At 59.9% G+C, this 15,351-nt stretch carries 16 protein-coding genes; 6 read left to right on the top strand and 10 right to left on the bottom strand.

The features are described from left to right. Positions 1-4: 4 nt before the first annotated feature. Positions 5-1,378 (top strand): dihydrolipoyl dehydrogenase, encoded by a 1,374-nt coding sequence (gene lpdA / locus JJD74_RS23420; RefSeq protein ID WP_200616927.1) that lies wholly within the window; start codon positions 5-7, stop codon positions 1,376-1,378. Positions 1,379-1,621: 243 nt separating this feature from the next. Continuing rightward, complete coding sequence (locus tag JJD74_RS23415; protein ID WP_042559687.1) at positions 1,622-2,641, top strand: branched-chain amino acid aminotransferase; 1,020 nt, start codon at positions 1,622-1,624, stop codon at positions 2,639-2,641. Positions 2,642-2,832: 191 nt separating this feature from the next. On the opposite strand, the gene JJD74_RS23410 is transcribed toward JJD74_RS23415, so the two are convergent. From JJD74_RS23410 to JJD74_RS23400, 3 genes are all read right to left on the bottom strand, one after another. Beyond that, on the bottom strand, positions 2,833-3,654 hold the full coding sequence (locus JJD74_RS23410) for a TIGR03915 family putative DNA repair protein (RefSeq protein ID WP_042559688.1): 822 nt from the start codon (positions 3,652-3,654) through the stop codon (positions 2,833-2,835). Next, positions 3,651-4,871 (bottom strand): putative DNA modification/repair radical SAM protein, encoded by a 1,221-nt coding sequence (locus tag JJD74_RS23405; RefSeq protein ID WP_042559689.1) that lies wholly within the window; start codon positions 4,869-4,871, stop codon positions 3,651-3,653. Before JJD74_RS23405 ends, JJD74_RS23410 begins: the two co-directional genes overlap by 4 nt. A 110-nt stretch (positions 4,872-4,981) precedes the next feature. Beyond that, the gene (locus JJD74_RS23400; protein ID WP_200616926.1) at positions 4,982-5,731 is read right to left on the bottom strand and encodes an ArsR/SmtB family transcription factor; all 750 of its coding nucleotides are present in this window, start codon (positions 5,729-5,731) and stop codon (positions 4,982-4,984) included. 79 nt (positions 5,732-5,810) lie between these two features. Here JJD74_RS23400 and JJD74_RS23395 point away from each other — a divergent pair, with 79 nt between their 5' ends. Then, a complete protein-coding gene (locus JJD74_RS23395) occupies positions 5,811-6,920 on the top strand; it encodes a cytochrome P450 (RefSeq protein ID WP_200616925.1) in 1,110 nt (369 codons plus the stop codon). Here JJD74_RS23395 and dmeF read toward each other — a convergent pair. The 3 genes from dmeF to JJD74_RS23380 form a co-directional block, all read right to left on the bottom strand. Next, positions 6,917-7,852, bottom strand: a complete 936-nt coding sequence (gene dmeF / locus JJD74_RS23390; protein WP_200616924.1) for a CDF family Co(II)/Ni(II) efflux transporter DmeF — start codon at positions 7,850-7,852, stop codon at positions 6,917-6,919. The two genes, JJD74_RS23395 and dmeF, sit on opposite strands and share 4 nt — an antisense overlap. Positions 7,853-7,864: 12 nt before the next feature. Next, positions 7,865-8,140 (bottom strand): metal/formaldehyde-sensitive transcriptional repressor, encoded by a 276-nt coding sequence (locus JJD74_RS23385; protein WP_042559693.1) that lies wholly within the window; start codon positions 8,138-8,140, stop codon positions 7,865-7,867. A gap of 328 nt (positions 8,141-8,468) precedes the next feature. Then, positions 8,469-9,008: a chalcone isomerase family protein gene (locus tag JJD74_RS23380; protein ID WP_200616923.1), complete on the bottom strand. Its 540-nt coding sequence runs from the start codon at positions 9,006-9,008 to the stop codon at positions 8,469-8,471. A gap of 146 nt (positions 9,009-9,154) precedes the next feature. On the opposite strand from JJD74_RS23380, the gene JJD74_RS23375 reads away from it, so the two are divergent. Beyond that, positions 9,155-9,925, top strand: coding sequence for a hypothetical protein (locus JJD74_RS23375; RefSeq protein WP_042559696.1), 771 nt, complete (start codon positions 9,155-9,157; stop codon positions 9,923-9,925). A 74-nt stretch (positions 9,926-9,999) separates the two neighbouring features. Continuing rightward, positions 10,000-10,563, top strand: coding sequence for a hypothetical protein (locus JJD74_RS23370; RefSeq protein ID WP_042559697.1), 564 nt, complete (start codon positions 10,000-10,002; stop codon positions 10,561-10,563). Here the strand turns inward: JJD74_RS23370 and JJD74_RS23365 are convergent. The 4 genes from JJD74_RS23365 to JJD74_RS23350 form a co-directional block, all read right to left on the bottom strand. Then, positions 10,553-11,269, bottom strand: coding sequence for an alpha/beta hydrolase (locus tag JJD74_RS23365; protein WP_200616922.1), 717 nt, complete (start codon positions 11,267-11,269; stop codon positions 10,553-10,555). The two genes, JJD74_RS23370 and JJD74_RS23365, sit on opposite strands and share 11 nt — an antisense overlap. Before the next feature lie 187 nt (positions 11,270-11,456). After that, positions 11,457-12,569, bottom strand: a complete 1,113-nt coding sequence (locus JJD74_RS23360; protein ID WP_200616921.1) for a succinylglutamate desuccinylase/aspartoacylase family protein — start codon at positions 12,567-12,569, stop codon at positions 11,457-11,459. Positions 12,570-12,705: 136 nt separating this feature from the next. Continuing rightward, on the bottom strand, positions 12,706-13,485 hold the full coding sequence (locus tag JJD74_RS23355; RefSeq protein ID WP_115146805.1) for an ABC transporter substrate-binding protein: 780 nt from the start codon (positions 13,483-13,485) through the stop codon (positions 12,706-12,708). Between the two features lie 337 nt (positions 13,486-13,822). Further along, positions 13,823-14,251, bottom strand: coding sequence for a rhodanese-like domain-containing protein (locus JJD74_RS23350; protein WP_115146804.1), 429 nt, complete (start codon positions 14,249-14,251; stop codon positions 13,823-13,825). Positions 14,252-14,353: 102 nt separating this feature from the next. On the opposite strand from JJD74_RS23350, the gene ftrA reads away from it, so the two are divergent. Continuing rightward, the gene (gene ftrA, locus JJD74_RS23345; protein WP_200616920.1) at positions 14,354-15,328 is read left to right on the top strand and encodes a transcriptional regulator FtrA; all 975 of its coding nucleotides are present in this window, start codon (positions 14,354-14,356) and stop codon (positions 15,326-15,328) included. The last annotated feature ends 23 nt before the right edge of the window (positions 15,329-15,351 follow it).

The raw sequence follows: 15,351 nt of genomic DNA, 5'->3' as shown, positions 1-15,351 counted from the left end.
TGCAATGCAAACCTTGAACACCACGCTGCTGATCATTGGCGGCGGCCCCGGCGGCTACATCACGGCGATTCGCGCCGGGCAACTGGGTATTCAGAGCATTCTGGTCGAAGGCCAATCGCTGGGCGGCACTTGCTTGAACATCGGCTGCATTCCCTCGAAAGCGCTTATCCACGTGGCTGAGCAGTTTCATCAGACCCAGCAGCACAACCAGCATTCGGCACTGGGTATCAGCGTTTCGGCGCCGACCCTCGATATCAGCAAAAGCGTCGAGTGGAAGGACGGCATTGTTGATCGCCTGACCACTGGCGTCGCCGCATTGCTGAAGAAGAACAAGATTCAAGTTATCAACGGCTGGGCCAAAGTCATCGACGGTAAAACCGTTGAAGTCGGCGACACGCGCATTCAGTGCGAGCATCTGGTGCTGGCCACCGGTTCGACCAGTGTCAACCTGCCGATCCTGCCGATTGGCGGACCGATCATCTCCTCCACCGAAGCGCTGGCGCCGAAAAGCGTGCCGAAACGTCTCGTCGTGGTCGGCGGTGGTTATATCGGTCTGGAGCTGGGCATTGCCTATCGCAAGCTTGGCGCTGAAGTCAGCGTGGTCGAGGCGCAGGAGCGCATTCTGCCGGCCTATGACGCTGAGCTGACGCAACCGGTGCATGAAGCGCTGAAGCAACTGGGCGTGAAACTGTATCTGAACCATAGCGTGCTGGGTTTCGACGGTACGTTGCAGGTGCGTGATCCAAACGGCGACACCCTGAATCTGGAAACGGATCAGGTGCTGGTGGCCGTCGGTCGCAAACCTAATACGCAGGGCTGGAACCTCGAAGCACTTAATCTGGACATGAACGGCTCGGCGATCAAGATCGACAGCCGCTGCCAGACCAGCATGCGCAATGTCTACGCTATCGGCGACCTCAGCGGCGAGCCGATGCTGGCCCACCGCGCCATGGCGCAAGGCGAGATGGTTGCCGAGCTGATCAGCGGCAAAAACCGCGAATTCAACCCAACAGCCATCGCTGCCGTGTGCTTTACCGACCCGGAACTGGTGGTGGTCGGCAAGACGCCGGACGAGGCCAAAGCTGCCGGGCTCGACTGCATCGTTTCCAGCTTCCCGTTCGCCGCCAATGGTCGGGCAATGACGCTGGAGTCGAAAACCGGCTTCGTGCGGGTGGTTGCGCGTCGCGACAATCATCTGATTGCCGGTTGGCAAGCGGTGGGGGTCGGGGTTTCGGAGTTGTCCACGGCGTTCGCGCAGAGCCTGGAAATGGGCGCGCGGCTGGAAGACATCGGCGGCACCATTCATGCGCATCCAACCTTGGGTGAAGCGGTGCAGGAAGCGGCGTTGCGTGCTTTGGGGCATGCGTTGCATCTGTAATTCGGGACTTTTGCGGATGGCCATGAAGGCCCCTTCGCGAGCAGGCTCGCTCCCACATTTGAAATGGGTTCCACCTGTGGGAGCGAGCCTGCTCGCGAATTCCTGAGGGCAACACGAATTATCTGTCTGTCATCCGATAGTCCGGGCTGCGAAACCGCTCAAGAATGAAGTATTGTTGTGCCCATCCAAAAAACGTCAGAAGCCTTGAACCGTTTCGACGGTTGTTCAGTGATAGAGGGTGTCATGGGTAACGAAAGCATCAATTGGGACAAGCTGGGTTTTGACTACATCAAGACCGACAAGCGCTATCTGTCGTACTTTCGCGATGGCGAGTGGGACAAAGGCACCCTGACCGAAGACAACGTGCTGCACATCAGCGAAGGCTCGACTGCCCTTCACTATGGTCAGCAGTGCTTCGAAGGCATGAAGGCCTATCGTTGCAAGGACGGTTCGATCAACCTGTTCCGCCCGGACCAGAACGCCCTGCGCATGCAACGCAGCTGCGCGCGTCTGCTGATGCCGATGGTCGAAACCGAGCAGTTCATCGAAGCCTGCAAAGAAGTGGTTCGTGCCAACGAGCGTTTCATTCCGCCATACGGCACCGGCGGCGCGCTGTACCTGCGTCCGTTCGTGATCGGCGTGGGTGACAACATCGGCGTGCGCACTGCGCCCGAGTTTATCTTCTCGATCTTCTGCATCCCGGTCGGCGCCTACTTCAAGGGCGGCCTGACCCCGCACAACTTCCAGATTTCCAGCTACGACCGCGCCGCCCCACAAGGCACCGGTGCAGCCAAGGTTGGCGGCAACTACGCGGCCAGCCTGATGCCGGGCTCGAAAGCCAAGAAAGCCAACTTCGCTGACGCGATCTATCTGGACCCGATGACCCACACCAAAATCGAAGAAGTCGGCTCGGCCAACTTCTTCGGGATCACCCACGACAACAAGTTCGTGACCCCGAGCTCGCCCTCGGTACTGCCGGGTATCACCCGTCTGTCGCTGATCGAGCTGGCGAAAACGCGTCTGGGCCTGGAAGTGGTTGAAGGCGATGTGCTGATCGACAAACTGGCTGACTTCAAGGAAGCCGGCGCCTGCGGAACTGCGGCGGTGATCACCCCGATCGGCGGCATCAGCTACAACGACCATCTGCATGTGTTCCACAGCGAAACCGAAGTCGGCCCGGTTACCCAGAAGCTCTATAAAGAGCTGACTGGCGTGCAAACCGGCGACATCGAAGCGCCAGCGGGCTGGATCGTCAAGGTTTGATCTGACGGTTGCTGATGTCCAAAAACCCCCACCGGGAAACCGGTGGGGGTTTTTTATTTATAGCGAGATCAAAAGATCGTCCGATCGCGGCCCGAGCCTTCGGCAGCTCCTACAGTGACTCAGTATGCTTGGGACATTTGTGTATCGGGTGTTCACGCTTCCCTGCAGGAGCTGCCGAAGGCTGCGATCTTTTATTTAAGCGCAATCCGTTTCCCGGAACGCCCGGCAATCCCGCTAGCCTGCCCATTCTGCTGCTTGCCCATCCGCGCCTGCGTGATCAGCCCGGGGATCAATTCCCCCTCCGGCAGATTTTTCCAGAACCGCACCGGCAAATGGCCCTGCATCACTTTCGGGTTCAGCCGCGCCGGGTTGAAGATGTGGCTGTAATAGGTCAACCACAGATCGCCGTGCGGATCGTCGACGTTCTGCGCCATTTGCTGCCATTCCACCGGGCATTGGCGCTCATGGATCAGTTGTTCGCCATCGAAATAAACGCCATCACGCGGGGTCGCGATCAGCCAACGGTGCCGGCCCATGCGCGCGACGAAATGCTCGCTGGCGCTATGCAGGATGTCGTGCGCCGGTTCGTGCCACGCCACATATTGCGGGCCGGGCAAATCCGTCGGCCGCTCGATGAAGCGCACGAAGGCATGCAGGTGATGGGCTTCGCGGCGTACTTGCTTGATCCGCCGCTGTAACTCGCTGCCCAGCTTGTCCCCAGCCATCATCGCCGTGCGATCACCGTGGCTGACTCGCCACAGCACCTCGTACAAGAGACTCCAGCGCTGGTCGCCACGATATTGTGCGGCTTGCCCAAGCGTATCGAGCAATGCACGCGGAATTCGCGCCTGAAACGGCCCCTGCCCTTCGGGGATTTGATGCTCACTGGCGAACAGATCACTGACGCCCTCGCTGGCCCAGCTCACCACACTCGGGTCGACTTCATGGCTAAGCAGCCAGCGTGCCTGCTGGCGCCAGGTATCGAACAGGTCGTCGCAATCGAGATTGATCATCCCCACAACCCCATCTGCTGCGGCATCGGCCGGTCGCGCAATTGCTGATAGAGCAATTGACTGGTGACCTCGGCCTGCTGCGGATGGTAATCGCTGGTGATGATGAACGGCTTGGCCTTGGCCAGCACGCAACGCATGCGCGCCACATCTTCGTAACGGATGCGCCGCTGCCGGCGCAACTCCACCAGACGTTCTGTGGTGCGCAGGCCAATGCCGGGAATACGCGCGATCAACGAGGGTTCGGCGCTGTTCAGATCGAGCGGGAATACCTCGCGATTCTGCAGCGCCCACGCCAGTTTCGGGTCGATGTCCAACGCCAGGTTTCCCGGCCCCTTGAGCAACTCGCCGGCGCTGTAGCCGTAGCTGCGCAACAGAAAATCAGCCTGATACAGGCGATGCTCGCGCATCAGCGGCGGTGCAGCCAGTGGCACGCTTTTCGGGCTGTCGGGGATCGGACTGAACGCCGAGTAGTAGACCCGACGCAGCCGGAAGTTACCGTACAAGGCCTGGGCGCCATGGAGGATGGTGCTGTCGTCGGTGTCATCGGCGCCGACAATCATCTGCGTGCTTTGTCCGGCCGGTGCGAACTTTGGCGCACGAGGCTCGTTGAGTACGGTCTGCTCGCCGGTGTAGATGGTCTGCATCGCCTGCTTGATCGAACCGATGTGCTTTTCCGGTGCGAGGATTTGCAGGCTGGCATCGGTTGGCAGCTCGATGTTGACGCTCAGGCGATCAGCGTAGCGCCCGGCCTCCGCGATCAACGCAGGGTCAGCTTCGGGAATGGTCTTGAGGTGGATGTAGCCGCGAAACTCGTGCTCTTCGCGGAGCAATTTGGCCACTCGAACCAGCTGCTCCATGGTGTAGTCCGCCGAGCGGATGATCCCCGAGCTGAGAAACAGCCCGCTGACGCAGTTACGCCGGTAGAAGTCCATGGTCAGCGCCACGACTTCCTCGGGCGTGAAACGCGCGCGAGGCACATCACTGGAGCGGCGGTTGACGCAGTACTGGCAATCGTAGAGGCAGAAATTGGTCAGCAGGATTTTCAGCAGCGAGACGCAGCGCCCGTCCGGCGTATAGCTGTGGCAAATGCCCATGCCATTGGTCGAGCCCAGACCACTCTTGCCCTCGGAACTGCGCTTGGGCGCGCCACTGCTGGCGCAGGAGGCGTCGTACTTGGCGGCGTCGGCGAGAATGCTGAGCTTGTCGATAATTTGCATGGCACGGGCCCTTTACTGGTTGCATATACAGTATAGGGTCGACCTGTCAGGTTCAAGGTGAAAAAGTGCCCTTCGTCGGTAGATCAAAAGATCGCATCGTGCGATAGCTTCTACACGTGATCACGGCCCGCCGAAGGCTGGGGTCTTTTGGTCTGGCTGTTCTCAATCGGCAACGCGATACCGAACTTCGCACGAATTTCCTTGCGCCCCACCGCCGTCAACGCCAACGCCCGACTGTCCAGATCCTGCGTCACCCACTTGCGCTTGAGCGCTGCTTGCAGCAACGCCTCCCCCAGTGACCCGCCAAGATGTGGCCGGCGCATGCTCCAGTCCAGGCACGGGCAGGCAAATTTGCGCCGCAATGCATTCAAGTCCTCGACCTCAATGCCCAACCCCGCAAACAGCGCCTTACCGTTGTCGCTCAAGCGATACGCCTGCTCGTCGGTTGCCACCAACCACCCCGCTTCGAGCAAACGGTCGTGCAGCATCACCGCCAGTGTCCCGGCCATATGGTCGTAGCACGTGCGGGCGAATTGCAGGCGATCGGGTGTGTGTGGCTTGAAGGTTGGCGCGGCGTTCTGGCTGATCACCATCAACGCTTCCAGCGCCTGTGCGACGCGTTTGTCGGCGAGGCTGTAATACCGATGGCGACCCTGAACATGCAGACGCACCAGCGCCAGGTCCTTGAGTTTGGCCAGGTGCGCACTGGCGGTGGAGGCGCTGACTTCAGCAACGGCTGCCAGCTCGGTGCTGGTGCGAGCGTGGCCGTCCATCAGCGAGCAGAGGATTTTCGTCCGCGCCGGCTCGGCGATGGCGGCGGCCACCTGCGAGACGCCGATGTCTTGATGTTCTGCGTGCATATTTCGCTCCCTGACGAATCATCGCCGTTACGGACTGCAGATAGTAGCAACACTTTCCTCATCGACAAGGCTGCGAACCATGGATCCGATCATCGCTGCAACTCATGCCGATCCTTATCCCTACTACGCAAAACTACGCAGCATGGGCGGACTGACCTTTGATCCCGAACTGAGACTGTGGGTCGCCAGCAGCGCTCGCGCCGTCTGCGCGGTATTGGCTCATCCAGACTGCCGGGTGCGGCCAGCGCTGGAGCCGGTGCCCAAAGCGATTGCCCGGGGCATGGCCGGCAAGGTCTTCGGCCACCTGATGCGGATGAACGACGGCGAACGCCAGCGCTGCGCCCGATCGGCGTTTGAACCGGCGCTGGGGTTGATCGATCAGGACGAAGTCCGGGCGCGAGTCAACGCACGACTGCTCAGCACGGATGCGGACGGCTTGTACAAAGCCATGTTCCGCGGTCCGGTGTCGGTGGTGGCAGCGTTGCTCGGGTTTTCTCCGGCGCAGAGTCGGACGATCAGTGCGCTGACGGCGGATTTTTCGGCGTGCCTGTCGCCACTGAGCACCGACGTGCAACTGGCGGCTGCCCATGTCGCCGCCGAACAGTTGCGCAGGCAGTTCATCGAGTTGTTGGCCGAGCCCGCGGTGAACAGTTCTTTGCTTGCAGGTATCAGACAGCGCTTTGAAGGGGATGAAGAAAACCTGATCGCCAACCTGATCGGCCTCTGCTCGCAGACGTTTGAAGCCTGCGCGGGACTGATCGGCAATGCGCTGCTGGCGTTACATCGTCAGCCCGAGTTGCGTGGCGAATCAGTGGAAGCCTTGCTGAGTGAACTCCAGCGCTTCGACCCGTCGGTACAGAACACCCGGCGCTTTGTCGCCGCATCCTGCGAAATCGATGGTGTGCGCGTCGAGGCTGGCGCGGTGATTCTGGTGCTGCTGGCCTCGGCCAACCGCGATCCGGCCCTGAACGACAACCCCGACCAGTTTCTACTGGATCGCCCAAACCGCCGCAGTCTGAGCTTTGGCAGCGGTCGACATCAATGTCCGGGGCAAGCGCTCGCCATGAGTATTGCCAGCGCGACGGTGAAGGAAATTCTCACTCACGGCATAGAACTGGAACACCTGAACTGGCACTACCGCCCGTCCCTCAATGGGCGGATTCCACTGTTCACTGAAGTGAAGAATTAAGCGCTGTGCAGTTCGATGGTCAAGTGCGACAGCTCATGCACCGGTGCCAGCCGTGCGCGTACTGCTTCTGCGGTAACCCCTGCACTCGCTACCACGCTGACAATCGCGGCCCGAGCTTGCGGGCCAACCTGCCAGACGTGGAGATCGCTGATCCGCACGTCGCCCGAGGTTTCCAGCAGCTCGCGGATTTCGGCAGCCACCGGCTCATCGGTGGCGTCGAGCAACACAGCGGAGCTGTCACGCATCAGGTTGAACGCCCATTTGGCAATGACGATGGCGCCGACAATACCCATCGCCGGATCCAGCCAGACCCAGCCGAGATACCGGCCAGCCAGCAACGCGGCAATCGCCAGTACCGAAGTCAATGCATCGGCCAGCACATGAACGTAGGCTGAACGCAGGTTGTTGTCGTGATGGTGATGACCGCCATGTTCGTGAGCATGGTCATGATGATGGTCGTGGTCATGCCCGTGGTGGCCCATCAACACAAAGGCGCTGACCAGATTGACCGCCAGCCCCACAACGGCAATCACTGTCGCCTCGCCAAACGCCACGGTGGTCGGCTGGAACAGACGCAGGATCGACTCGCCGGCAATGCCCAGCGATACCAGCCCCAGCACCATGGCCGAGGCGAAACCGGCCAGATCACCGACCTTGCCGGTGCCGAAGCTGTAGCGCCTGTTGTTGGCATTGCGCCGGGCAAAACCATAGGCCGCAGCGGCAATACCCAACGCGCCGGCATGGGTCGCCATATGAAAACCGTCGGCCAGCAATGCCATGGAGCCAGTGATATAACCGGCGGCAATCTCGCCGATCATCATTACAAACGTCAGCGCGACCACCCAAAGTGTGCGACGGGCGTTTTCATCGTGAGAGGCGCCGAGAAACTGGTGATCGTGGCTGTGGCGATCAATCTGTGGAGTCAGATTCATGATGTTGGCGCTCTATTTGGAATAACGGCGGATAGCCTGAAGCAAGTCTTCGGCACCTTGTGCGCGCGCTTCGTCGCTGAGGTCGGGGTGCGCGACGTGCTCACGGGTGTGAGCTTCAATGAATTGCTCCATCAAGCCGTTGACCGCCCCCCGAATCGCCGCGACCAGATGCAGGGTCTTGGCACAATCGGCATCACCTTCGAGCGCTTTTTCCACCGCTTGAACCTGACCGGCAATGCGCCGGACGCGGTTGAGCAGTTCATCTTTGTGTTCATGAATATGCGACATACCTATACCCCCTACCCCTATACTTCTTGCATGCTCGCTGATTACATCGCCACCGGCAAGAGGCAACCGGATGAGAGGAGCAGACCCTTGCCGATCCTCCGCGTCTGCAAGATGGACGTGTGCAGATAAAGGTTATGCGGCATCGCTGATCGCCGACAGCGACGGCTTGAGCCTTGGTTGATGCAGTATTGGGATCAACCGTGACACTACCGGCCACTTCCGGCGGGCAGAACGGTGTAGTAGCGATTTCGGGCAAGCTGAGTTTCACGCGCACATTCGTAAATCAGTGGAAACTCAGCTCAGGCGTTTCGACCTCGTTGACGAGAGCTCAAGATCCCGTCGCGCCCAGCAATTGCTGGCGCAGTTCGGGATTGCGCGTACGCGGATTCAACCAGATATCAAAAAACGCTCGGGCAAACTGCGGGTCGTCGATCTCATGCTGCAACTGCTGACCGACAAAAAAACGTGCGCCCTGCCCCGGCAAATACACCCCGGTGATACGGGTGCCGGCCTGAACATCGACGAACGCCTGCTGCATCTGTGTCTGCCAGCCGGTCAGTTGTGCCGGGGTGACGGAGGCTCCATTCAGACGTTTGATTTCATCAACGCTGGCTTCGACCAGATCGTCGCGAGAAATCTTGCGCTGGTAGATCAACTCCAGGGCAAAAGGCTGCCCGTCTGCCAGAGGCTGCGCGGCACTCCACAGCCGTGCGTTATAAACGTCGAAACCGAACACACTGAAATCGCCGGTACCAATGATCCTGGCGCCGGGCACTTCGTCCTGCCAGTTGGCCCAGACAGGCGCCACCAGCAAGGCCCAAAAGCTTATGGCACAGCACCCACGCAAAACATTTTTTGATCGGCTCATTACGTCATCGACTCTGCGAATCCCTCATAAGCAAAGCATAGCCGGATATCAGATCAAAAATCTTGTATACAAAAATTGCACGCATCTGCAGCAATGTACGTGCAGCAATGCTACCGTGGCCGTCTCTCACTGACGGAGACACCCGCGTGCTGATCCTAAAACTGCTGCTGATTCCCGGTTTTTTGCTGCTGATCTCATTGGCCGGCAAGCGCTGGGGGCCTAGCGTCGCCGGTTGGCTGTCGGGTTTGCCGGTGGTGGTCGGGCCGATTCTGTTTTTCCTGGCGATCGAACAGGGGCCGCAGTTTGCCGCGCAGTCAGCAGTGGCCGCGTTGTCGGCGATGTTCGCCATGATCGCCTTCTGCATCACGTACGCGCAGGTCGCGCAGAAGGCGAACTGGCCGTGGGCGCTGAGCGCTTCGCTGGCGGTCTGGGCGACGCTGGCGTTGGTCTTGTCGCTGATCCCGGCGTCGCTGCCGTTTTCTATAGGGGCGGCCGCAGTTGCTTTATTGGCGGCGCCCTACCTGTTTCCCAAGGTGCAACCGGTACTCAATCGCTCGGCGCCAAAGTCGGACAAACTGATCTGGCGGATGATCGCCGGTGCGGCGTTGACGCTGCTGGTGACGATGCTGGCCAGCACCGTCGGTGAACGCTGGAGCGGATTGCTGGCAGTCTTCCCGGTGCTCGGCAGTGTCATGGCGGTGTTTTCCCAGCAGACCCGCGGCCCCGAGTTTACTGCGGCGTTGTTGCGCGCGACGGCGACGGGGATGTACTCGTTTTCGGCTTTTTGTCTGGTGTCAGCGCTGACCTTGCCAAGCCTGGGCTTCAGCGGATTTGCTATTGGCGTGGCCGTGTCAGTGGCCATGCTTGGCGTCACGCGCAAACTGCTGGCCAAACCGGCACCGCAGCCGCAAGCCTGACGAGACGTGCTGGAGTGCCGAGGCGCTGCGTGGGATGATCGCCCGCCTGGCATGACCACTTCCCGGAGATTCGAATGACATTGTTGAGCAAGAAAGCCGTCGTCCTGTTGCTGGCGGCGGTTGCCGGCCTCGGCGCCATCAACGCTCAGGCCGCCAAGGCCAAGGAAAAAACCGCCACCGAGAAGGTTTCGATGCTGGGCGGCAAATTCGCCTTCACCCTGCCCAAAGGCTTCGTTGCCGAACCGCTGCCGGCCAGCCCGACCGGTGCCACGGGCACGATGTACACCAATCAGACCAGCAAAACCGTGGTCATCGCCGCAGAAAACCAGATCCCCGAAGGCAACAACGTCAAGGACAACGACAGCGAGTTCCTGGACGGCAGCGTGTCAGATTTCATCGAAGCCCAGCGCAAAGCGCTACCGGACTTCAACAAACTCAGCGAAAAAAGCCTGACCCAGAAAGGCACTGGCCTGGGCTTGCGTCAGGTCGACAGCACCGCCAGCCAGGGCGGCGGCCAAACCCTCAACACGACGTTGATGGCGGGTTCCGGGACACGCATGGCGCTGGTTCAGGTGATCTCCCGGGTCAGCGACAAGAAAGGTCACGATGCGCTGGTGAAGACCATCCTCAAGGATTGAGCTGTTGCAGCCAGGCGTTCAAGTCCCGCAGTTCGGCCACACTGATGCTGTGGCCGACGCCGGGATACGCGTGAAACTGCGGTTTGTAATCCAGCTTCTGGAGTAATGCATTGGCCTCAGCACCGAGGTGATACGGCACTGGATCATCGGCCGTGCCGTGACCGATGAAGATGCTCAGCGGCAGCGGTTGTTGCCCTGTCTTCAGCTCTGCCTTCAACACCGGCAATAAACGCCCGCTCAACGCTGCAATACCGCCCACCGCCACGGGTGGTCGCAGGCCCACCTCGTAGGTCATCATCGCGCCCTGGCTGAAGCCGATCAGGTACACCTTGTCCGGGGCAGCGTGATATTTCTTCGCCGCTTGCGCGACAAAATCCCGAAGTTTCTGGCCGCTGGTTTTCAGATCATCAGTCTCGCCGTTGTAGGCACCTTCGCCTTTCTTGCGAAACCACTGGAAACGCCCTTCGCCCAACGCCAGCGGTGCCTGCACCGAGAGGTAGTTGTACTGCGCCGGCAGCTGAAATTTCATGCCGATCAGATCGGCTTCATTGCTGCCGTAACCGTGCAGGAAAATCACCAACGGACGTGGATCGGCGTCAGGGTGAACCTGTTCGATGTACTTGAGCGGCAGATCGGATTGCAGTGTGATTTGAGCATGAGCGGCGGTGGACGCCAGGAGGGTCAACAGAGCAAACACCTTCAACATAAATCTTCCTTCACCGGGTGCAGGGTTCGGGGGGAGCCTAACATCCTGAAGCGAGGATCCAAATGTTGTGGTGCCGCGGATGCTGCCATCGCTGGCAAGCCAGCTCCCACAGGAATCTATGGTGTTCACATAACCTTGTGGGAGCTGGCTTGCCAGCGATGAGGCCAGCAAATACAGCAAAAATCGGTCAGTCGTTAGTCAATTTACCCGTGCGAAACGGTACCCGCCCCGCCACTTTCGCTTGCCAGATCCCCGGCTCGGTGTAACGCCCGCGATCAATCGCAAACAACACCCCGCTGGTTCCTGCACGCACGGTGGTGACGCGATCTTGCAATGGATCCACCACCTCGAACAACGCATCCCCCTGCTCTACCCAATCGCCCGCCGAGCGCAGAAAACTCACCACACCATGGTGCGGCGCGAAGAGGTATTCGGTGCCTTCGAATGGCATGCCTTCGCAGCATTCGCCTGGCGCCGCCGGCCATTCACCGCTGATGAAACCCTGCTCCGCCAGAAACCCGAGAATCGCTTCGCAATTGGCCTGCGCCTGGTCGACCCGGGTATCGCCCATGCTGCCCAGCTCCAACGTGGTCGCGAGGTTGGCCGCTGGAATTGCCGCGTCCGGGAAGGCTCGTGCCAGACGCAGCCACGGCGTCGAACAGGATTCATCGAACGAGCTGCCACCGGAATCTTCACACAGCAACGCCACGCCAGCCTTCAAGCGCGCCGCCAATGACTGCCACTGCGGCCAGTGCTGGGGCAGCGCATAAAGGTGAATCGCGGCGTCGAAATCGCAGTGCAGATCGAGGGTGATATCGGCATCGCAAGCATGGCGCAGCAACAAACGATGCAGGGCTTGCAGTTGCGAGGCCGGGGCCGGCAGATCATCGAAGACCTGGAGCATGGTCTGGCGGATCAGCGCGATATTGGCGTCGGCATCAGAACCCAGGCGATCACCGATCAACGCTGCCACTGGCGCACTGAGTTCGACGAACGCACGGTTGAAGTTCTTGCCGCTGCCCAATTCGAAGCGGCCCATGTGATTGCCTTGCAGATGCTGATCGAGTCCGATCGGGTTAGCCACCGGCACCAGTTCAATCACACCTTGCAAACGACCCTGCGCTTCAAGTGCATTCAGGCGTTGCTTGAGTTCCCACGCGGTGCGCATGCCCGGCAGTTCATCGGCGTGCAGGCTGGCCTGGATGTATACCTTGCGGGCACCCGCGCCGTAACGAAACACACTGAGGGAACGTTCGCTGCCCAAATGGCTCCAGGGCAGAAGATGGTCGATGCGTTGCATAAGAAAACTCCGCGAACTCTGTAGGAGCTTCCGCAGGCTGCGGCAGCTCCTACATTGGAAAGGTGTTGTGCAGGATAAATCATGGGCATAAAAAAAGTGGCCACCGCGCAAACGGGGCCACTTTTTCTACGGCGTATTAATGGCCGTACACGTCAAAGTCGAAGTACTTGTCCTGCACTTTCTTGTACTCGCCGTTGGCGCGGATTTCAGTGATGGCTTTGTTGAACTGCTCAGCCAGGGCCGCATCGCCCTTGCGCACTGCAATCCCGGCGCCGCCGCCGAAGTATTTGGCGTCTTCGTAGGTCGGGCCGACAAATTCGAAGCCTTTACCCGCGTCGGTTTTCAGGAAACCGTCGCTGAGGTTGACCGAGTCGGCCAGCATCGCGTCCAGACGGCCAGACGTCATGTCGAGGTTGGCTTCCTGCTGCGAGCCGTAACGAACCAGGTCGATCCCGGCCGGGACCAGCACTTCAGTGGCGAAACGGTCGTGGGTACTGGCGCGCAGTACACCGACTTTCTTGCCTTTGAGCTGGGTCAGCGGATCGGTGACATTGGAGCCGGCCTTCATCACAAAGCGGGCCGGTGTGTGGTAGTACTTGATGGTGAAATCGACGTTTTTCTTGCGGTCGTCAGTGATGGTCATCGAGGACAGGATCGCGTCGATTTTCTTCACTTTCAGCGCCGGGATAAGGCCATCGAATTCCTGCTCGACCCAGGTACATTTGACTTTCATCTGCTCACACAGCGCATCGCCGATATCCACGTCGAAACCGGTGAGTTTGCCGTCAGGGGTTTTCATCGAGAACGGCGGGTAACCGGCTTCGATACCGATGCGGATCGGTTTGGCGTCTTCGGCCACAGCGGTCAGGGACAACATCGACAGTGCCAGGGCACCGAACATCACTAGCTTCTTCATTTATTACTCCTGTGTGCGGAGGCTTTTATTGGCAGCTTTCGATTCAGCGTTCGGTCATGGCCATATAGCGGCAAAAAACCGAAGTGGTCGGCAGTCTATGGCGGCGCGCACAGGGCAAATTGTTTTTAAGCGACAATTACTTACAGAACTTCGGCGCACTGATTGACCGGGGTCAACAGGTGCGCCGTCGTGGTGCAAAGACTGTAGGACAAGAGCATTTCCAGCGCAGAAATAAGCTGATTTCCATGTAGGAGCTGCCGCAGGCTGCGATCTTTTGATCTGGTTTTTTTACCGCAAGATCAAGAGATCGCAGCCTGCGGCAGCTCCTACAATGGGATCAGCATTCGCAGCCGATTGCGGTTTTGGCGGCTTGCTCAACGCTCAATTGAAAACCTTCGTCGAGCCAACCTGTCACGCCACCGATCATCTCCTTGACCGGGTAATCCAGCGCCGCCAGTTTCACCGCAGCCTTGTTCGCGCCATTGCAATGCGGGCCGGCGCAATAGACCACAAACAGCGTGGTTTTCGGGTAACCCGCCAAACCTTCAACGGTCAGCCGCCGCGTTGGAATATTGATCGCGCCCGGTATATGACCTCGCTCGAAGGCCACTGGTCCGCGAACATCGACCAGCACAAAGTCGACCGCACCGGCCTCAAGACTGCTGAACACGTCGGAACAATCGGTTTCGAACGTCAGACGACTGCTGAAATGCATGAGGGCGATGGCCGACGGGGCGGCAGGGATTTCGCAAACCAGGCTGGTCATAAGGTGTTGCTCCTTCATCTGAGTGGGTGTGAACAGACTTTATCCAGCCAACGCTTATCGCTAAAGTGGCGCACAAGACACCCACCGGGAATTTTCCGCCAAATGCCTACTTCACCAGGTTTGGTCGCGATTCTGGCCTACGACGGCCTCTGCACATTCGAGTTCGGCATCGCCGTAGAAATCTTCGGCCTGACCCGGCCGGAGTTTGAGTTCCCGTGGTACGAGCACGCGATTGCGGCGGTCGATCAAGGCCCGATGCGCGCCATGGGCGGGATTCAGGTGCTGGCTGACGGGGGGTTAGAGCTGCTGACCGAGGCCCGCACCATCATCATCCCCGGCTGGCGCGACCGAAATGCTGCGGTGCCTCCAGCATTGATTGACGCGCTGCGTCAGGCCCACGCACGGGGTGCGCGGCTGTTGTCGATCTGCTCAGGCGTTTTTGTGCTGGCCGCCAGCGGCCTGCTCGATGGGCGTGGCGCCACCACCCATTGGCGTTACACGGCGGAACTGGCGCAGCGCTTTCCAGCCATTGCAGTCGATCCGGATGTGCTCTACGTCGACTCCGGCCAGTTGATCACTTCGGCAGGCAGCGCGGCCGGCATCGACGCCTGCCTGCATCTGGTCGCGCGCGACTTTGGCACGCAGGTCGCCAACTCGGTGGCGCGGCGGCTGGTGATGTCGCCGCAGCGTACCGGCGGTCAAGCGCAATTCATTCCGACCCCTGTTTGCCAGACACCGCGCAACGATCTGTCACGCGTGATGCAATGGGCCCGCGAGCGCTTGCATGAGCCGCTGGAAGTGCGCGATCTGGCGAGTGAAGCGGCGATGAGCGAGCGAACATTCCTGCGGCGTTTCACTGAAGCCAGCGGGCAATCGCCCAAGGCGTGGTTGCAGCATGAGCGGTTGGCGCGGGCGCGGGAGTTGCTGGAGAGCACAGACCAACACACCGAGCAGATTGCCGAGCGCTGCGGTTATCGGTCGGTGGAGAGTTTCCGGGTGGCGTTTCGCGGGGTGGTTGGAGTGCCGCCGTCGGTGTATCGAGAGCGCTTTGGGGGTGGAGTCAGAATCACTTCTTGAGGGGATTTTCAAGGGCGCAATCG

This window comes from Pseudomonas sp. MF6776 (assembly GCF_016613125.1).
GTDB lineage: Bacteria > Pseudomonadota > Gammaproteobacteria > Pseudomonadales > Pseudomonadaceae > Aquipseudomonas > Aquipseudomonas iridis.
This window is presented reverse-complemented; position numbering and strand designations above follow the sequence as displayed.